Source organism: Novosphingobium sp. HNCC26BN242, assembly GCF_057180525.1.
Genome location: NZ_JBXUGM010000003.1, coordinates 144589 through 164404, shown reverse-complemented (window position 1 = coordinate 164404; position 19816 = coordinate 144589). Strand labels below are relative to the sequence as shown.

The following is a 19816-nucleotide window of genomic DNA, read 5'->3' as shown; positions in this document are numbered from 1 at the left end:
TCGAAAGCCGTGGACGTTGCGCACCGATGACGATTTTCTCACGCTGCCAAGACAAGCCTGCAGCCGCGACGGCAAAACTTTGCGGCAGAATGCCAGCGAGTTCAGCCGAAAAAAGACCAATCAGATCGGCATGCGGAACTGCTAAATCGGGCACTGAAGGCCCCCGCTGGTCAGAATGCATATCGCAGACCCAGCGTCGCGCTGTTTGCGCTGAACTCCAGAGCTCTGTTATTTGAAGAGCTACGAGCCACATGGCGCAAATTGAACGTCAGTCGCAACCGGTTGGTCAGATAATAGCGCGGCTCAAACGAGAATTCCCGTTCGCGACTGTTGCCTATATTGGTCCCGGTCGCCTCTGCCGGGTTAATCCAGGCCAATCGGGCGCGCGCAGAAACAATGAGTTTGCGAAGAAGCTCGTGATCCACTGACAGACGCAGTTCGTCACGCAAGTTCCCTGCAGTGTTGGGTGAGACCGTTTCGTCTATGTTGCGTTCGCTGTCGAAGCTGACAGTGGTCAAAGGCGTTGGGTTCCAGCGCACAGTCGCAAAATAGGCAAATGCCTTCACGTCCTTCACCGCCGGATCGGGATAGCGGAAATTAAGATAACCGATCCGAATCGTCGCTGTGATAAGTTCATTCAGCTCGCGCTGCACGCCGACTTCAAGCCGCGTACTGTCAGCGCTTCGGTCTAAGCCAGTCAGAGGGTCGAAGCCTGAATCGCCACGACGCAAGGCATAGCGCCGCGCTTCATACGAAAAACGTGAGAAAACCTGGGTGAACGGGCTAATATAATACCCAGCCTGTAGACTGCCGCTGACAATATCAAAGTTGCGGAAGGATTGATCGAGGTCCCGACCATTGGTCAAAAGAACATCGTCATACTTCCATTGGCGCACCCGCCCTTCGAAACCAAGGGCAAGATTGCCAAACCTCTGATCCAGTCTGATCCGGCCTCCAAGGGTAGAGAATGTTGCTCGCTCAGCGCTTGTCTGAATGCTGCCAAGATCTCCACGCCGCTCTGCCTGGCGCACAAGGTCAGCATCGAGACGCAGACGGGTCTGGCTTGAAACATCAATGCGCCCACTGGCCGCCAGGGTATACTCGCTAGCGTCTTCGGACGAATTCTCAAGATATGCCACACGCTGGAAGGATCCCAGCAGGCGAATCTGATGAACGTTCCAGTTTGACTCCACTTCGACGTGCGGGCGAACCGTCAATATGCCGTCGGATGTAGTATTGGAAGAACTCGCCAGGATATTGTCGTTATAAGACATCTCTGCATCAAGCATCGGCAGGATTGTAAAAGCGCCTGCACGTATTCCGTCCTCGCGCAACCGGGCTGCCTCTCGCGAGCGCACATCATCACCGAGGGTATCACCGCTTTGCCCAAATGCTGGCGATACCAAGGCTACCTGGCAGGTGCTTACCAGCAAGGCAAACGCGCCAACTTTGCGTGTCTGATCTAATGACAATTCCGTGCCCCCCAGCGTTGTCAGTTTACGTAATAACCGCGAAACTGCCTTTGGTAGTTATACATCTCATTATGGCCAGCACTACCTGCCTTGCGAATATCAACCTGACTAAGCGCAACACCGCTGATCTTTGCACCCGCGCCAATCAGGATTTCCAGTGTCGCCTCTACCGCGTCGAATGATGTCTTGGCCCAGCGAGCAATGACGAGAACCCGGTCTGCCGCTGCGGCAACCACGCGCGCATCGGCAACGCCCAAAACGGGTGCCGTATCAAGAATGATGACATCGAAGCGCTGGCGAAGTTCGTCCGTCATTCGCGCCATGTTCTCCTGCGACAGAGGATCTCGTGCATCGCTGGGCGGAGTGGAAGTGCCCAGCAGGTACATTCCGCTTGGCTCATGCAAAACCAGGGCGTCATCAAGCGACACTTTGCCAGCAAGGTATTCGACAAGCCCGGGCCGAGGCGCATTGATCAACAGCGCACTTGAACCCCTGCGCCGCAGATCGCAATCTACCAGAACGGTGCGCACTCCGCTGGAAGCGACGACGCGTGCTAGGCAGGTTGATGTTGTAGTCTTGCCTTCCTGTGGAAGAGCCGACGTAATCGCGATAACGCGACCACCATTTTTCGTCTGGTCGCGGCCACCTCCCAACATCATCACTGCCTGCAGCGAACGGAAACTTTCGGCAAAAAGCGAGAACGGGTGCGAAAGCACGTATTCCTGGGGTGGTTCAGCCGCGGCGACGCCGTTGAGCGTTGAGGCGACGTCGGGAATAGCCCCTGCATAGCGGATGCGCAGGCGCTTCTCTACGTCGCTCTTCGTGCGGACATTGCCACGCGCGTATTCCGCAATGGCAATCGCGGCAAGGCCGGCCAGAACGCCACCAACCAGGCCGATTACAGCTGCCAAACGGCGGTCGGGGAAGATTGGGCTTTCCGGTGCTGCGGCAGAATTGGTCAGGCGGGCATTGGCGGCCTGCAACCCTTCTTGTGCAGACGTTTCCTGCAGTCGCTTGAGGAAGGTTTCATAGATGCCCTTCGCAGCTTCGGCGCGCCGTTCAAGCTCCATCAGGCCAACCGCGGCGGAATTGTTGGCCGCAAGCGAACCATTTGCACGCGCCCGGCTTTCGCGCAGTGATGAAAGGCGCGAAGAGGCGACGCGAACATCTGCTTTAAGGTTGGACAAAATACGGTCGATTTCCTGCTGGATTTGCGAACGGATTTCGGTGAGTTCACTCTTTGCGCGGTTAAGGTCGGGATGAAGTGGACCGTACCGTGACGACATTTCGGCAACTTTAGTGCTGGCCGCAGCCTCGCTTTGCCGCAAGCTGCCAATCGTGCCAGAACCCAGCGCTGCACCGACATCGGCTCCACCACCACCTGCTCGAAGCTGCGCTTCTGCAGCGGAAAGGCGCCCTTGCTTTTCGGCAAGTTCAGCCTCTGCCTCGGAAATCTGCTGATTGAGCGTGGAAATCTCCTGCTCGGCCATTGTGGAGCCTTGCGCACTCATCAGGCCATTGCTGATCTTGTACTGCTGCAGAGCCGCATCGGCTTTTGATGCTTCGGCCCGCAACTCCGTCGTTCGCGCGGCCAGAAACTTTCCAGCATCGCTGTTGGCGTTTACCTTGGCTTCGCGCTGCGCAACAAGATAGGCGTTTGCAACAAGATTGGCTGCTGCCGCTGCAAAGGCGGGATCACTGGATTGGGCCGTCACGTCAATCACGAACGTCACCCCCACTCTTGCCACAGTAATGCTCTCCAGAAGTTCCTGGGCAAGCAGTTCGCGATCAGCAGATTTTGACCGGGGATCGGTTGGATAGCGGGTGGCATAGAGCATAGCCGCACGGCGCGCGATCTCAGGCGAGCCGATAATGCGCACCTGCGTTTCGATCGCCTCGCTGTTGTTTGCCATATCGCGGGACACCGCCTTCACATCGACGACGTTCGGACTGTCAATCTCCACGAGCAGGCTGGCAACGCTTTCGTAGATTGGCGTTCTGGTCAGTGTCCAGGCGGCTACGGCAGTGACCACGAGTCCGGCAACCACCAGGAAAAGCAGCAGGTTGCGGCGGAATGTAAGCCACAAGACACGAGGATCAGGCAAGATGGCTGGCCGCGTAGCAGTCGAGGCGCGCGGATCCTCGACCGGATCGAGCGCTGCGTTTTCACGCGTCAGTATGCCATTCATGGGTGTGCGTCCGCCTCAAATGCGATAGGCTATTGGCACCGTTCTATTGTGCACCTGCAACAAATGCAAACGCTCTACTACGGGCGCTGTTGCAATCTGGACTGATTGTTCTGAATCGGATCAATTTCTTTTTTTGTACTAAGGACGGTACCTGCCAAATCACGTGATCAACTGCTTTTTTGCTTCGTCAATCCATCTGCAAGCCTGATGGCAAACGCAACGATTGAGAGCGTCGGATTTACGTGCCCGCCGGTGGCCATCACGCTGCCGCTACAGGCATGCAAATTCGCAGTGCCATGAACTTTAAGATTCGCATCGACCACGCCATCAGCAGGCGACGCGGCCATGCGAGTTGCCCCAAGGTGGTGATGACTGTCGAGCATGAATTCTCGGGGCAAGGGTTCCTGCTCCATGACCCCGGCAACCGGCACCGCATGGCCGAGACCTGCGCGGTTGATCCAATCGACCATCAATGAAGTCACGCTGGCAAGCGTACGACGATCGCGGGGCGAAATGCGCCAGTCGATCACGGCTTCCTTCATGCCATTGCGATCACGCCGATCGCGCAGAAGAATGCGGCTGTCGACGCAGGGTTCCTGTTCAACATCAAGCGTGATCATTCCGCCCACATGCCCGAAAACTGGATGCAAGCCTGCGATGCGATGGAGGAGCGAACGGGCAGAGCGTTTCACGGCAAAATCATCGAATCGGGTGCCGTAGCGCCGATAGTCGATCCATGCAGCGGCGTTGAGCAATTCCTTGCTCTGTTGTGCCTCTGCCGAAAGACTGACGCCGGTCTGAAAGTGCTGCCCTCTTGGCTTGCGAAAGCGGTTGAAACCCTGCTGAAGAACGACAGACTGGTGCGGCGCTGCTTCAATCGTTGCGGTTACTGCCCGAAAGTGTTGCATGAAACAGCGCCCAAGCATCGGGATCACTGCGGCGAAACGGATCGGCTCGGCTTCGGCAAGATTAAGAAGCAATCGCGTGGTCTCTACCCCGCCACAAGAAAGGACGAAATCGTCAGCTTCAACCACCAGTTCCCGGCCGTCGCGAGTCTTGAGCCTTGCACTCTTCACCCTGTTGTCATGCCATTCATTCACGCCGGTCATCGTCGTATGGAGCAAAACGGTGACGTTGGCGGATCGGCGAAAAGCCTTTTTTACCCGGGTTCCCCAGTGTTGGAAGCGTTCACGTCTCATCGCCCAGTGGCGCCAGGCATAGGGCTCTAACGACGATGGCCGCCCACCTAACGCTGTTAGCGTGGAAAGCGGCGGGGCTTCATCCTGCCAGCCGGGCGCAAACCCGCACCAGCGCATCGCGCGGTCCTCGAATTTTGCCAATTCACTCCATTCAAGCGGCCAGCCACTGCGGTTGATCCAGGGGCGGGGTGCCAAGTCTATTGGATCGAGCATGCCAACGCGACCGGTCCAATAGCGTGTAAGCCCGCCAAGCGCATGGAACTGGTCCGTGATTTCGTCTGCCGGCTCGCCGATGGATTCGAAAAAAGTGTCCGGCTGAAGATCCTCGTCGACCTCAAGGCCGCCTGCCTCGACAACAAGTATCTGGCGCTTGCCATCATCAAGCTCACCGGCCAGTGTCAGGCCGGCTGCACCGGATCCGATGATGACAATATCAACTGAAAAGCGGGTTTGCTCGATCTGTCTGCCATCAATAATCATTTAAATTCGCCGGATCCCAATTCGGATTGAATGGAAGCTCTCCCGACAGAAGCTCAGGCTGAAAACCGATCGCCAGCCTAGAATATTTCCATATTATGTCCAATGCGACTCGCACAATTTCTGAAACAACTACAGGATTAACCTGTCCAATTGGGACAAATCCAATCAAGTGTCTGATGCAATGTGAAAATCAGACTGAGAAAGCAAAAATCGGTCGGCCGTAGTGTGGCATACAACCCCCGCCCTTCGCTTGTCGCGAATGATATCGATGCCGACGTGCGCCAATCCTAAGGGGCTTGTAGCCAGCGAAAGGGCGGCTCTCACAAGCCCGATGTCACGCTTTTCGGCAAGAAATCGGCGATGCTGCACCTTGCGTTCAATCGAGGCCTGATGGCGTTTCAGAACAGCTTTGGCTTCTCTCGATACCTGTGCAGTCTTTGCAAATTCCTTGCTTGCCGCAGCAAGTGCTTCAAGGTCCTGGATCGAGTGCCGTCCGCTGAGCGAACCGGCGTGTTCAATCGCTACGTAGCCGCAACACAAAGACAGCTTGAACTTTGCTCCGCCCATCAAGGCCTTGGTATAGAGCACGAAGTCCTCACCAAGACGGACCTCCTCCGCATAGCGCAGGCCTAACCGTTCGAGCATGGCGCGCCGCATGACCGGCTTGAGAAACCCCAGTTCACTGCGGCTCCGGCCAGGGCGCGAGATGTTGCGATCAACAAATTCGGCCAGCCCAAGCACCCTCTGCCGGTCTGGAAACGCCGCAAGGCGCTCCACCGGCAGCGCCGCGTGTTCAAACTCTTCGGGCCGGAACAAGATATTATCGGCAATCAAATCCCAGTCACCGCCAGCCGCCACAAGCGTTCGAAAGCGTCCGGGCAACAGCCAGTCATCGGCATCAAGCATCGTGACGAATGGTGCCTGTCCCAGCGACAGCGCGTGATTTCGAGCAGCCGCTGGACCCCTGTTCCGGGTGAACCGCTCAATCCTTAGCCGATGGTCGCCAGCCGCGGCACGCTCCGCCACAACAGCAGTTTCGTCGGTTGAGCAATCATCTACCACAATCACGCAAGCCACTTCAGGCTGCGCCAAAGCCGAAGCGACTGCTCGGCCGATTGAACTTTGCGCATTGTAAGCCGGGATCAGGACATCAACGTGCACGTTCCCTCCATCATCGCCAAATCGCCTTGAACAAGGCACGCGGCCATAATGCCATCGGCGAAAGGGAAGTCGCCTTGCTGATCTGTCCGGCCTTGAGCATGCGCGCCGAGGCTTGCGACAGATACCAGCGCATTTCCATGGCGTTGCGCATGGGCACAACACAGCCTTGTTTCAATGCATCGGCTACGACCCGGCAGTCTTCCTCGTCCAGTTCATATGGCCGATAATTGGCCAGTTCGAGCAGCTTGAAAGCCACCCGCAACCTGAACGGCGCCACTTCGTTCCGGTCCAGTTGGGGCTCAACAAGCGCCAGCATACCGGCAAGGCTGCTTGCTGCACGAAGGGTAGATATTGTCAGGTTGGTCAGGTCGGGTTCGGGCACAAGCGCCCTTCTGCGTTGCGCGCACAAAGCTCCCAACTGCGATCCCACTGCCATGATCCGGCCGTTCAGCACTGAACTGCCAGAGATCGAGGCCGTATGAAACCGATAGTCTCCCAGAATTTCGGTCAAATTGTGCAATCGCCCGATTTCCGCCAGACGCCAATACAAATCGCTGTCTTCCGAATGAGGCATAGCGCGATACCCCCCGGCGATGCGAACCGCGTCCGTCCTGGCCATAAGGAACGGATGGACAATGTACGGCTCGCGTACAGGGAACCAGTCCATGTCCGCGCTGGCCGGGTCGCCAGGATGCGGCATGCCGGCTATCGGCGCATCATCTTGATCGATATGGCGTACCCGGCAGCCCAACGCCACGCAATCTGGATGCTGCTGCAGATAAGCATGCTGCCTTGCCAGTCGATCAGAATAGCAAAGGTCATCAGCATCCATTCGCGCGATCAGCGGCGCGTTGGCAAGAGCCAGAGCCATGTTCAACGCAGCGACAATTCCAGCGTTTTCTTGGTGGATGATGTGAAACCGCGGGTCTGTTTTGGCAAAAGCATCCAGCATTTGCGATGATCGGTCGCTTGATCCGTCATCCACAATCAACACCCGGAAATCGGAAAACGTTTGCGCTGCCACGCTTTGTAGCGAAGCTTCGAGCGTTTCCTCGGCATTGTAGACCGGGATCAGAATATCGATTGCTGCGCCAGCCATCTATTTGCCGCTATCTGCTTTAATCGCATGCGAAGGCGATGAGTTGGCAATCCATATGCAGCCCATCGCAAATGGCATCTTCAACAAATTCCGGGCGTCGCTGAACGCCAGGCGCATGGTGCTGGCAAGCACCCGCTGTGCATGTTCAAATCCCTTTGGCGTCACGTCTTTCTAGCTTCGCTTATATAGCCACGCCACCACTCGTAACCCCACCACTTGAAAGAACGTTGCACCATATCAGGCTGCAATGTGGCGCGCAGCCACATCGTGCCCAGTTGCACGCAGGAAGGCACCAAGCGCAAGAATTTGCGCCCTTCCCAAGGTGCAGAGCGTAACGAGCCGGACTTGCGATCAAGCATGGCTCCGCTTCGTCCATCCCTGAATGCCTGGGAACGAAAGAAAGCCATCGTGGTCTGATTTGGCCTGACGATGTGATTGACGGTGGGACCTTTTACAAAGGCGGCACGCCACCCTGCTGCCGCAGCTCTTCGCAGAAAATCTGTCTCGCTTCCGGTCGGATAATTCGGATCAAGAGCATTCGGCCCGACTTTTTCGTCAAAGATCAGCCCGCTGTCGAATACACGGCGGCGCACAGCCATGTTCGGGCCAAAAATTTCGGTTGCCTCGATTTCACCCTCTGGAAAATCACGCTGGGAAAACGCAGCTTTGGATTCCCGGGCAAGCCGCACTATCCATCGCGGTGGATTGCCATCGAAATGGGCAATGATCCGTCCTCCGAACAGATCGTGGTTCGGGAAACGCGCTGCGGCTGCGATCCAGCCAGTAAGGAAATCAGGGTGCGGGATCGCATCGTCATCGGGCGTGATCACCAGTTCGCCTGTAACGAAAGGCAATCCTGCATTGAGCGCGCGATTCTTTCCTGCCACAGGCTCATCCACAATCGTGATCGGAAGCTTTTCTCTATAGTTCTCAACTATTTGGAGAGTATTGTCGGTGCTGTTATTGTTCACTACCACAAGCTGCCACGGACATTCCGTCGCCTGATCGGCATAGGCATCAAGAACCCTGGCAATCCACTTACCGCCATTGCGGCTTGCAATTAGTACGGTGAGAGGAACGGGATTACCTTCCACGCCAGTCATCAGGCACGAATCTTCCATCTTGGTGTAGTTTCTGGCATTCTGCATCGCACAATATTGTAAAAAAGCCACCGATGAATGGCTTGTTTCGCCGTATTGGTTGATAATGACACACTATGTTGCTTCGGGTCGTGGTCCTATCCAGCGGCGCAGTTGCCGCGTCACCGGTTTTTCAAGGCCAAGGTGGACGGCAATGGCTGTGGCATGGGCAAGACCAACGGCCAACACCAGCATGGCGATTACAACCCACATCGGAGCATTCGGCGGCACCAACTTGCCGATCCCCTGAAGTGAAAACGCATGCGTCAAATAAAGCGCGAAGCTGGCATCACCAAGCAAGGCAATGCCACGATTGCGCAATTGCCATCCACACCGATCAAGCGAAATCGCGCAGATTACCACGAACGTGGCCGGAAGACCGGAGACTACCGCCCGTGGCCACCCTTCAAGCCAGATCGCACTTGCAAACAGGGCGATGAACGACGCCACCATGAGCAGCACTGCAACTACAGGCACAAGCGCACGCTCACGGCCAAGCCCGAGCGCAACCGCCATGCCAAATGCAAACTCCAGCATAAGCTGATTGGTAAAGAAGCGAAGTTCCAAAGCTGCGGGGCGCAAAAGCAACCCCGCCAGCACAAGCAGTACGATCAATGCCATGGAAAGGAGTGCAGTCAGACGGATGCTGGCCTTTGTCAGGCCCAGCATCAGCGCAAAAATCATGTAAAAGACCATCTCGTAATTCAAGGTCCAGCCAACAAACAGGACTGGCATGACATGGAAGCAAAGCCCCTTTTCGCCCGGCACTTCACACGGTTGCGCGCAAGCTTCCAGCGCTTAGGGGAACCGCAAAATCGATTTACTGAATTGAAATCGTTCTGAAATTTTCAGTTCGATTTTGATTTGGCTCCCAATGTGGCCCCCAGCAGCTTAAACCTATTCCACTTTATCCGCTGTTCCATACGCCGTTGCGTGCTGATGTTCGCGGACGTTTCAGCCGCTTTTGACCAGCCTAACAAGGATGTCCTCGGCGGTTACGGCTTTGACGTATTCCACACCGATGGCTTTGAAGTGAGCCTCGCCGCAGCGGACTTTCGCGACCTCATTATCCCGTAATGCTGTGAAATCACTTTTCGACTCTGAAACGAGGTGCACTGACGGCGTACCACTGAGTCCACCAGTCACTGCCCAATCAGGGTTATACGTGCCAAGTGGGGTGTCGATCTTGAAGCCCGCTGGCAGCTTTGCAAACAGGCCTACCTGATCTGCGCTGTCGAGCATTTCGGCAATCGGCCGTTCGATCGTCTTGGAATCGACCCTGATGTGCGTGGTGGGTGCATGATCCACAGCAACAAGGTCTGCCTCATCAGCTTCAAACGGCTCGAAAAGGGTCTGCTCGAAATGCTCGCCGGTGCGTTCATAGGTAATTCCGGTAGTCAATATGTCGCGTCTAGCCAATGCGACCGCCTTGTGCGTCAGTTCCACGAACGCGGACGGGTTGTCCTTGGCCCACTGAAGCCGTTCTGATTTCACAAGGATTTGCGCCACGACCTTGCGCGGCAATTCGGTCCGCGCCGCCAGCTCCGAAAGAATGTCAGGCATCGGTCCCGCAAAACCGCCAATATGGCGAGCGTGCCCCACCTTCGCCCTGCCAGTTTCCACACCGTCCCGTGCAATGATCAGCTCGGCGCTGGCCCATGTGACGCGGGCCGTCGCCGGATCGGGCATACGTTGCAGGAAATCGACAGCTTTGGCGATCAAGTCATCATCGGTGAAGCTGAGGCGATACCTGGTTTTGGCAGAAACCTTGGCCCACATGGCGCGGAATGCGTCAGAGGCGATGGTCTCCTCCTTGCGCTCGACTGGCACCTTTGTCTCGGTGTTGTTGGTCAGACGGGTAGTCAATCGTTCCGCAAGGGCTGCAACGGCAATGCGCGCTTCGGGGATCAGCGATGGCGGCAAAGGCACGGCCCGTGTGGCAACGGCTTCGCGCATGGCATCCGTCACGCGGCCCAGCGCGTCCACCAACCCTGCCGATTCCCATCCTTCGAACACTGCGCGCGCTTCCTGCACGCCCAGCACCTGCGGTTCATTGGCCCCGGCTACCGGGTAATAGAGCTTGGCCAGCACTTCCACGCTCGCCCTGCCAAACGGGCGCTTGGTTTCCTTTTCCAGCTCGGTCTGCAGTTCATCTGCGTACGTGGCATAATCGGTGTCGGCTATCACGGTCAGGCGGGCGATGCCTTCATCGCGGCGGCGCAGGCCGTGGCTGTCCACCGGCAGACGCAGGCCCCGGCCCAGCGACTGGCGGCGTGATCTCTCGCTGCCCATCTCGCGCAGGGCGCAAATCTGGAACACGTTGGGGTTGTCCCACCCTTCGCGCAGGGCCGAGTGGCTGAACAGAAAGCGCAGCGGCTCCCCCTCGTCCAGCAGCTTTTCCTTATCGCGCATGATCAGGTCGAAGGTGCGTTCTTCCACCTTGTCATCAGAAGTGCTCTTCGAGAACTCCTTGTCCTCGAACGGGGTGACCGAATGCTTGTCCTGGCTGAAATAGCCGCCATGCGCCCGCACCGGATCGGCAGGCGTGGTGACGAACAGCGTCTTGAACTCCTCGCGCGCCGCCAGCTTGCGATATTCGCGCTCGAACACATCGGCCAGCGGGCCATTCTTCGGCCCCTCGGGCGTATAGACACGGTAGTCGCAAACCGATGGCACAAAGAACAGCGACAGCGTCTTGATCCCCAGCGGACGGTTGCGCAGCTCGGTGCGGAAGTGGTGCTCGATGGTCCGCGCGATCATTGCCGTGGTCAGACTGTCGCCGGTCCCATCGCCATGCACCTCGCCGCGCGCCATCGTGCGGATATCGCCCGGCAGCATAAGCTGCATGGTCTTTGCCCCGGCATCGATGTGGCCGATCTCCAGCCCGGCATAGATGCTGCGCCCCCCTGAAAGGTCCTGCACCGTATCGCCATCATGCGCCCAGGCCAGTTCGCGCTTCGGGCCAGCGCCATATTGCACATCCAGTTCGATCCGCGCGCGCGGCGCATGGCCTTTGCGCTCTTCCACATCCACCAGCCGCACAAAGGGGCTGTTGGCCGCGTCCTTGATGCTCGCCCCATCCACCCAGATGCGCTTGACCAGGCCCAGCTGAAAGGCGTCAAACGCATCCAGCCGGTATAGCGTATGCACCACATTCACCGGCGTTGCGGTGTACTTGAACATGGCAAGCGGGTTCATCGATTTCAGCGCCTTGCGCCCCGCCCCTTTCAGCCCGCCTTCCACCGATTGCGGTTCATCCACGATCAGGATGGGCTGCGTCTTGGCCACCCATTCTGCCGCGGCCTGATCGCCCAGCGCTTCCTGATTGGCGTCATAGAACACGTTGTTGGCGCTGTTGATCGATTGAATGGTAACGATCATCACCTGAATATCGGCCGCCGTGGCAAATTCGCGCACCCGGCCCAGCTTGCCCCTGTCATAGACAAAGTCGTTCAGCCGCACCCCGTCAAACTGCCGCTCAAAATGCTCGCGCGTCTGCTCGATAGATTTCTTCACGCCCTCCCGGATGGCGACAGAGGGCACCACGATCACAAACTTGGTAAAGCCATGGCGGCGGTTCAGTTCGATGATCGAACGCAAATAGACATAAGTCTTGCCGGTGCCCGTCTCCATCTCGATGGTAAAGTCCGCCGCGCCAAACGTCTTGTCCGGCTCCAGCGCATTGGCCTGCTGCACGGCCTGAATGTGGGGCAGCCAGTCGTCCCCCTCCAGCGAGCAGACATTGCCAATGCCCACGCCCTTTTCGCCCATTTCCATCTGGCCGGCGATCTCCAGCGGAGCCACCGTGAACGTCGCCTTCGATCCCGCTGTGGCATCGCCAAACACGCCCAGCACCGCGTCAATCGCAGCGCGCTGATGCGGCAGATCGTTCTCGAACACAAACTTCATGCGCGGTTTCTCACAATCCCAACCATCCCCATAACACGCCGCCGCCACTCGCCATTACGCACTGCACCCTCACCAAGCCCCACCCATCAAAACGCCCCCACGCGTCACCACCCCCACTCGTCACCCCCCCTTCCCTCGTCACCCCGGGCTTGACCCGGGGTCCCGCTCCCCGCCGCCAACCCGGCGCACGGAGCAAAAGCGGGACCCCGGATCAAGTCCGGGGTGACGATATGGTGAGCGCAAGCAGTGGAAGCACTTGCGCAATCCAGAAACCCAACCCCGAAACCCGCACCCCCAAACCCCCGTAACCCCACACCCCCGCAACCCCACACCCCTCGTCACCCCGGGCTTGACCCGGGGTCCCGCTTCCTGATCACAGCGCCGCGCACGGGGCAAAAGCACGACCCCGGGTCAAGCCCACGGTGACAGAACAGGCGGAGAGGGCGAAGGGGCAAAGCAACCCACCCCCATCAAATCGCGCCCAGTTTCTCAATCGCATCATCGCCCAGCCGCTGGCGCAGCGTGGCGGCGATGTTGGTGCGGGCCTCGGCAGAACGGGTGCCGCCCGGATCAAAGCCGCTGTCCTTGAAAAAGAACGTGGTCTTGTCGGGCGGAGCAATCTCGGCCAGCCAATCGGCCATGCCATCGGCCAGCGCGCGGGCGTGGTCTGCGGCAATATCGCCAAGGCACACCATCAGCGTGCCCCCGCCAAACATATGCACGGTTTGCCCGGCAATGGTGCGCGATTGCGATGGCATGGCAAGGTCGATCCCGGTTTTCAGCAGAAGCTCCACCAGCAGATCATCCTCGCTGCGGCCGGAAAGGATGTTGCCGGTGGCGTCCAGCAGATCGGCCTGCAAATCATCCCCCGGCTGCCACGGCTTCAGGTTCGATGTGGCCAGCTTGTACACGCGAAAGCCGGTATCGACTTGCGCACTGGGGTTATCGGCCTTCACTTTGGCCCCGGCCCGGCGCAGGCGTTCTTTGGTGAGTTCGGCGATGGTGCGGGGTTTGCCGAGTTTGTCGCAGAATAAGGCTGCTGTCTTTTGCTCAACCTTAGCGGGGTCAAGGCTTTCAGGCAGTTGAACGACCACAAACCTACGTTGTTTGCCATCTGCTGCGTTCAGCTTCATCACTGCGTTCGCGGTAGTTCCCGACCCAGCAAAAAAGTCCATCACTACAAAATCTTGCTCGGGATGCGCATATTGCAATAACGCCTCAATCAAACCAATAGGCTTCGGAAAAGAAAAAAGCTTTGGATCACCAAGAAGTGCAACAATTTCGGCAGTACCTGTTTGCGTGTAGGGGCCATCAATTATAGAGTTTGGTTTCGCGCCACGCTCTACGCCGTCTTCATTTTTAAGGTATTGCTTATAGGAAACAGACCATTTTCCATTTCGTTTTTCTAGCACCAAATCATTGTTTTCAAGAGCGGCAAGTGTCCGCCCCTTCTCCCATTGCCACTGCTTTTCTGGCCAAATTTCTTCACCGTTGTAAGGGATAGCGAAGCGCAGATTAGGCCGTTCATCATTGCTTGTAGTAGCCAGAGGTTGCAAACGAAATGGCCCTCTTACAGACAATTTTTCATCTTGAAACTTATAGTATTTCAGCGCTTCTGGATCTGGTGGAAGTTCAATCCTATCAACCGATGTTTTGTTCTTAAGGTAACAAAAAACATGCTCATGGTGGATTACCACGTGCTTTACTTTTGCCCCACCACCGTATGATTTTTTCCAGATTATATCGGTCACGAAATTTTCGCTTCCGAAAATCTCGTCGAGCAGCGAACGAACATTCGCCACTTCCGCATCGTTACACGACAAAAATAAGAAACCATCATCGCGCAGAAATTCTCTGGCGAGAGTAAGTCTTGGATAGATCATATTTAGCCAGTCAGTGTGAAACCGTCCACTGGCTTCCTTGTTGCTGGTCAACCGTACGCCATCCGCACCTCGCTGCCCCGTCAATGCTTCATAATTTGCTAAACTATCAGTGTAATTGTCTGGGTAAACAAAGTCACCACCCGTATTATAGGGCGGATCAATATAGATCAGCTTCACTTTGCCGGCATAGCTTTTGCGCAGCAGTTTCAGCACCTCCAGATTGTCACCCTCGATCACGATGTTCTTCGTGGTGTCCCAATCCACGCTGTCCTCTTTGGCGGGGCGCAGCGTGCCAAGGCTGGGGGTCAGGGCAAAGGCGCGGGCGCGGGCCTTGCCCTTCCAGTTCAGGCCATACCGTTCGGCCCCATCATCCACCGCATCGCCCAGCAACTGGCGCAGCACATCAAAATCCACTTTCCCATCGGTCACAATCGCGGGAAAAAGCGCCTTCAACGCCGCAATATTCTCCGCCACCACATCACCACTATGCGCCGCCGGATCATCACGGGTCACGCGGGGGATGGGGTTCACTTGATCAGACATTGGACTTCTGCTTCTTTCTGTTCTTATTCAGCCATGCCGCAACGCCGGGATGGCCCACATTGATGGCCCACATTGATGGCCCCTGTTGGCAGCAGAATTCTGTCTGCCACCAGCCGCTTCAGTTCTGCCTGCCGCTCTGTCGGATTTTTGGGCAACGGGCAACGCAGGCCGATAAGCACAACGTCCCGATCAATGTGCTGCACGGCGGCCATGCGGTGCTTGTTCAGAATTTTCGTGCTGATCGCTTTGCCACCAGCCTTTATCTCCGGTGGATTTGGTGCGCGCTTGCGCTTTTGCAAATAGCCGGAATACAGCAGGTCATCGTTCCCACCTTTGCTGTCCTTTTCTGCGGTATCAAACGCGGGATCGAACAGCCATTTTCTGCCCTGACAGAGCATGGTCGATCCGCCAATATAGCCGCCCTTGCCCACGTTGCCCCCATTTGCCGGTAAAGGTGTTAAGCCAGATCACCCCGCCACTTGTCCAGCGCGGCTTTGATATTGTGAATTTTTTCACCCAATTCCACCCGCCGCGCCAGCCGGGTTTCCTTGCGCATGGCAGCGCCTGCGCTCGCCAATTCCCCTTCCAGCCTGCCACATTCCACCAGGGCGGCGCGCCACCGCCGCAGCTCTTCCCCCGCAGCAGCCAGCCGAAATGGCCTGCCGCCAAACCGCGCCGCCATCAGCGCTTCGGCCCGCTCGGTCAGGCCCGTATACAGCGCCGCCAGATCGCGCGATGGCAACCGTGAAAGCGCCAGCGTGGCCACAAACAGCCGGTCTGCCACGCTCAGCGCGCCGGTATCGTGCAGCGCGGTCACCACCACGCGCCCCGCCTCGCGCTCGGCCATGCGTTTGGGCGCCAGCGATAGGCCTGCTCCAGCTTTGGCCCCAAAAGCGCCAATATCATCCCGAATGTCGTCGCCAATATCATCAGCAGCTTCATCTGCGTGGATCAGGATCACCGGCTGCGGAATGGCCCGGTGGATAATCTCTGCCAACCGGCTTGGCAGTGGCCCCCGCGTGCGGGCCAGCAGCAGGTTCACCGTCTGGATCAGCAACCCCTCGCTTGTCGCTGTGGCAATGCCAGTGGTTACCGGGTTGATCGCGGCAATCCAGTCCAGCCGCGCCAGCTTGCTCTCGATCAGCCGCTTGTCGGCGGCGGTGGGGGCGTTATCGGCAAGGGTCGCCTTTTTCACACGCTGGCGCGCTTGGCCCGGTGGCAGATCAAACGCCGCAATCAGGTCTTCGGCGGTGATGGGCCGTTCGCCCAATCCCGGCGGCGCGTTCATGCCGCCTCAATCACCGGAAACCACGCCACAACTTCCCAATCGTCCAGCCCGCTTGCTCCGCTCATCCCCTGCGGCGCGCCGGTGGTGAACAGGCTGTCCACGGCCCGTTCCTGCGCCGTGCCGGTCACCCCTGCCAGGGCTGCTTCCAGCAGCGCCGTCCAGCGCTCCATCCTGCACCCCTTGCGCGTTTCCCGGTCAAACCGCTGCCACATCTTCTGCCCCTCTTCCGGGTCAATCCGCGAAAGTTTGCGCAGGGAATCAAGGATGCGCTTGGGCGCGGAATGCGGCAGGTGGATCTTGCCATCGGCGCGCACATGCACCAGCGCGTGGGGGCGCAACGGGTCTTTGGCATCAAGCGCGGCCAGCGCGGCGGGCGTTTCGGCCCGCAGCACAAAGATCGCGCCTTCGGGCAGGTCATCAGACGCCGGAACCGGGGCATGGGCCGTCAGCGGCATTCGCGCAATCGCTGCACGTTCATCGTCCGAAATCTGGGCAAGATCCAGCCGCAGGTCATTCAGCGTCAGATCGGTAATCGCCACCCCTTGCGAAAGGTCTTCCAGCTCGATCACCTGATTTTGCATCGCCTCCAACTGGCGGCGGCGATATTCCAGATCGTTCATCCCGTTGCCGGGGTCGGCCTCGATGATGTTTTCCTCGCCCGTGGCCGAAACATCCAGCAGCTTCATGCGGCCCGATACCGTGCGCTCCAGCCCGATATAGGCATCAAGGTCCATGTTGGGCCAGAAATTCACCAGCCGGATGCGTTCGTTGATCGATCCCAGCCGGTCCACCCGGCCAAACCGCTGCACGATCCGCACCGGGTTCCAGTGAATGTCATAATTCACCACGCAGTCGCAATCCTGCAGATTCTGGCCTTCGCTGATGCAATCGGTGGCGATGATCAGGTCAATCTGCGGCTCGTCTGCCAGCGATTCCGGCCGGTTGCGGGCGCGCGGGGCAAATGCTGTCAGGATTGCGGCAAGGTCGGCTTTCAGGCGCGGGCTGGACACGCGGTTGCTGCCGCTGCCGGTCACCAGCGCGGTAATCCCGTCCACGTCCTGCGCCAGATTGTCATAAAGATAGGCGGCGGTATCGGCAAAGGCGGTGAACACCAGCACCTTGTTGTTGCCGGGGTTGATCTGTTCGGCGCGCTTTTGCGCAATCAGCTTGCGCAGTTCGTCCAGTTTGGCATCCCGGTCCGGCGTCACCGCGCAGGCCTGCCGCAGCAGCCGCACCAGCCGCTCCCGGTCGGCCTCCAGATCGCGCTCCCATGCAATCAGGTCGGCATCGGAAAGCAGCACTTTCACCCGCTTGCCCACGCCCAGCGCGTCAAACAGCGGGTCATCTTCGGCCAGGTCTTCAATGCCGGGCGCTTCCACCGCATCATCGTGCGCGGCAATCCGTTCGATCAGGGCGTCCACCGCTTGCAGCTGGCGCTCCACCGTCAGGGCAAAGGCGTGGACCGAACTTTCCATGCGTTTCAAAAGGTTAACCCGCATCAGGCCCACCAGGCTCTCTTCGCGGTCCAATTGCCGGAAAACCGATCCCCCCGCCTTGGCTGCCTGCGAATACCGCCGGTCATATTCGGCGCGCTTGTTGTTCAGAACATAGCGCAGCGGGGCATAAGCGGCCAGCGTCAGGCGGCGGATCTCGTCATTGATGCTGGCAATGGGCGGAAAGCTGCCATCGGATGAAACGTCGGTCTTGCGGTTGTCGGGCGGCAGTTTTTCGGGGAAGCGCCCAGTCTCGCCCAGGCCGTAATACCGCTCAATATGCTTGCGGGATCGCGCAATGGTCAACAGATCCAGCAGGCGCACGTAATCGAAACCCAACATATCCAACAGCTTCTGCGAAGTCCGCCGCTCCGCCGGCAGCGCCTGCCACTTGTTGAACGCCGCCTGCGCCAGCCGCACCGTCCCCGCAATACTCTTGATCCCCGCCCCCGCCAGCGCCGCGTCATTCCCCTCGGTCGCAAAGGCGATCTGGTTCTTCAAATCATTTAATCGATTATTTACAGGCGTCGCCGAAAGCATCAAAACCTTGGTCGGAATCCCCTCCCGCACAATGTATTTCATCAACTTGTCATACCGGCTCTCCCCCTCACGCCCCGAAGGCCGATTGCGGAAGTTGTGGGACTCATCAATCACCACCAACCCGTAATTGCCCCAGTTCACATGATCGAGGTCAATGTCACCCGACAATCCGCCCTCGCGGGACAGGTCGGTGTGATTAAGCACGTCAAAGGCAAAACGATCGCCAGCCAGAGCATTACGAACGTCGTTGCGTGTCCAAAGCGTCCAGTTCTCGCGAAGCCGCTTAGGAGCGAGAACCAGCACCCGCTCATTGCGCAGTTCGTGATATTTGATGACAGCAAGAGCTTCAAACGTCTTACCAAGCCCGACACTGTCAGCAATAATGCAGCCGCCCCACTGCCGCAGCTTCCCTATCGCGCCGAGGACACCATCACGCTGGAAGCGATAAAGCATCTGCCAGACGCGACTATCTTCAAGCCCAAGCCGACGGTCGGGCAGGACATCGTCATCGGACATCATGTCGGTGAACAAAGAAGCAAGACAGCGACGGTAGACGTCGGCAGCGGTGAAAGGCGCTGTGGCCTCATTTAGTGCAGCCTCAAGAGGGTTCACCTCCGGCGCAAGGGATCGGCTCCATAGCTCTTCGAACCAAGCCTTAAGGCCGTGAACCTCGGCAGGCTCATCCAGCAGCTGGATCATTCCTGCAGCGCGGCTAGGCGCTACTCCAAGACCGGCTGTGGTAAGATCGCAATCCCCGACAACCGCACGATTGGCACTTGGCGCAGCACACAGAAGGAGAGACTGACGAAGTGGCAGATCGGTGATCCGAGTTTCGGCGTCTGCCAGCCATTTCAAGCAATTCAGGCCTTCGCCGCGAAGTGTCAAGCGGTTGCGTCTGCGCCTATCTCCGGGGTCCGATTGCAGTGCGGTCTCGGGAGAAAGAAGCAGCCGTTCTAGCACATGTGTGGGCTGTAGGCGCGCCATGCCCGGAATCGAGGTTCCCAAGGTCGCTACAGATAGCTTCGCATCGGCTGGAAGATGATCAACGACACGTTCGGTGCCGACGTTAGAGAGCAATCGCATGGCGGCATATAATCATTCGACTTAGCTGCCGGATAGTCTCATTCGCGTCATGCCTTGCAGCATCACGGCGAGGGCATCTAAGCCGTGTTGCCAAAGAGGATTGACGTCTGCGTCGGTGCCATCGACGCGAGATTTCATGCGCCAAAGCATCCCGCCCGATGGTTGGACCAGCAAGAATAGCCCCTTTTCGTCGATCAACTTTTAGGGCTTCGCTTGCGGCTCCGAGTTTCGGATTGTGGTCGTCGAAAGTGCCATTGGGGGCCATGCCTTTCAACAGTTGCTAAATGGCCCCCAGAATTGCCTGATTAGAGACGAACGTCTGCGGGCGCTGGGGGTTA

12 protein-coding genes and 1 pseudogene are annotated in these 19816 nt (G+C 58.0%); all 13 read right to left on the bottom strand.

What is annotated here, in order from left to right; translation table 11 throughout:
• Positions 1-170: 170 nt before the first annotated feature.
• The gene (locus AC2A1F_RS12910; RefSeq protein WP_484209181.1) at positions 171-1472 is read right to left on the bottom strand and encodes an outer membrane beta-barrel protein; all 1302 of its coding nucleotides are present in this window, start codon (positions 1470-1472) and stop codon (positions 171-173) included.
• A gap of 20 nt (positions 1473-1492) precedes the next feature.
• On the bottom strand, positions 1493-3661 hold the full coding sequence (locus AC2A1F_RS12905; protein ID WP_484209180.1) for a GumC family protein: 2169 nt from the start codon (positions 3659-3661) through the stop codon (positions 1493-1495).
• 167 nt (positions 3662-3828) lie between these two features.
• A complete protein-coding gene (locus tag AC2A1F_RS12900; RefSeq protein ID WP_484209179.1) occupies positions 3829-5340 on the bottom strand; it encodes a GMC oxidoreductase in 1512 nt (503 codons plus the stop codon).
• A gap of 165 nt (positions 5341-5505) precedes the next feature.
• On the bottom strand, positions 5506-6198 hold the full coding sequence (locus AC2A1F_RS12895; protein ID WP_484209617.1) for a hypothetical protein: 693 nt from the start codon (positions 6196-6198) through the stop codon (positions 5506-5508).
• Positions 6199-6201: 3 nt separating this feature from the next.
• A pseudogene (locus tag AC2A1F_RS12890) lies at positions 6202-6501 on the bottom strand (glycosyltransferase family 2 protein); the annotation flags it as partial.
• A gap of 10 nt (positions 6502-6511) precedes the next feature.
• The gene (locus tag AC2A1F_RS12885; RefSeq protein ID WP_484209178.1) at positions 6512-7600 is read right to left on the bottom strand and encodes a glycosyltransferase family 2 protein; all 1089 of its coding nucleotides are present in this window, start codon (positions 7598-7600) and stop codon (positions 6512-6514) included.
• Between the two features lie 161 nt (positions 7601-7761).
• Entirely contained in the window at positions 7762-8748 is a 987-nt protein-coding gene (locus AC2A1F_RS12880) for a glycosyltransferase family 2 protein (RefSeq protein WP_484209177.1), read from the bottom strand.
• A gap of 66 nt (positions 8749-8814) precedes the next feature.
• Positions 8815-9474, bottom strand: a complete 660-nt coding sequence (locus AC2A1F_RS12875) for an acyltransferase family protein (protein ID WP_484209176.1) — start codon at positions 9472-9474, stop codon at positions 8815-8817.
• 219 nt (positions 9475-9693) lie between these two features.
• Positions 9694-12648: a restriction endonuclease gene (locus AC2A1F_RS12870; RefSeq protein WP_484209175.1), complete on the bottom strand. Its 2955-nt coding sequence runs from the start codon at positions 12646-12648 to the stop codon at positions 9694-9696.
• Positions 12649-13118: 470 nt separating this feature from the next.
• The gene (locus AC2A1F_RS12865) at positions 13119-15074 is read right to left on the bottom strand and encodes a site-specific DNA-methyltransferase (protein WP_484209174.1); all 1956 of its coding nucleotides are present in this window, start codon (positions 15072-15074) and stop codon (positions 13119-13121) included.
• A 23-nt stretch (positions 15075-15097) separates the two neighbouring features.
• The gene (locus tag AC2A1F_RS12860; protein WP_484209173.1) at positions 15098-15505 is read right to left on the bottom strand and encodes a hypothetical protein; all 408 of its coding nucleotides are present in this window, start codon (positions 15503-15505) and stop codon (positions 15098-15100) included.
• Between the two features lie 26 nt (positions 15506-15531).
• Positions 15532-16362 (bottom strand): DUF4391 domain-containing protein, encoded by an 831-nt coding sequence (locus AC2A1F_RS12855; RefSeq protein ID WP_484209172.1) that lies wholly within the window; start codon positions 16360-16362, stop codon positions 15532-15534.
• Positions 16359-19379, bottom strand: coding sequence for a helicase-related protein (locus AC2A1F_RS12850; protein WP_484209171.1), 3021 nt, complete (start codon positions 19377-19379; stop codon positions 16359-16361). Before AC2A1F_RS12850 ends, AC2A1F_RS12855 begins: the two co-directional genes overlap by 4 nt.
• Positions 19380-19816 lie beyond the last annotated feature (437 nt).

Bases quoted from the DNA above. Each gene is read 5' to 3' on its own strand.
- AC2A1F_RS12905 (WP_484209180.1), bottom strand. From the start codon at position 3,661: ATGAATGGCATACTGACGCGTGAAAACGCAGCGCTCGATCCGGTCGAG.
- AC2A1F_RS12900 (WP_484209179.1), bottom strand. From the start codon at position 5,340: ATGATTATTGATGGCAGACAGATCGAGCAAACCCGCTTTTCAGTTGAT.
- AC2A1F_RS12885 (WP_484209178.1), bottom strand. From the start codon at position 7,600: ATGGCTGGCGCAGCAATCGATATTCTGATCCCGGTCTACAATGCCGAG.
- AC2A1F_RS12880 (WP_484209177.1), bottom strand. From the start codon at position 8,748: ATGCAGAATGCCAGAAACTACACCAAGATGGAAGATTCGTGCCTGATG.
- AC2A1F_RS12875 (WP_484209176.1), bottom strand. From the start codon at position 9,474: ATGCCAGTCCTGTTTGTTGGCTGGACCTTGAATTACGAGATGGTCTTT.
- AC2A1F_RS12870 (WP_484209175.1), bottom strand. From the start codon at position 12,648: ATGAAGTTTGTGTTCGAGAACGATCTGCCGCATCAGCGCGCTGCGATT.
- AC2A1F_RS12865 (WP_484209174.1), bottom strand. From the start codon at position 15,074: ATGTCTGATCAAGTGAACCCCATCCCCCGCGTGACCCGTGATGATCCG.
- AC2A1F_RS12855 (WP_484209172.1), bottom strand. From the start codon at position 16,362: ATGAACGCGCCGCCGGGATTGGGCGAACGGCCCATCACCGCCGAAGAC.
- AC2A1F_RS12850 (WP_484209171.1), bottom strand. From the start codon at position 19,379: ATGGCGCGCCTACAGCCCACACATGTGCTAGAACGGCTGCTTCTTTCT.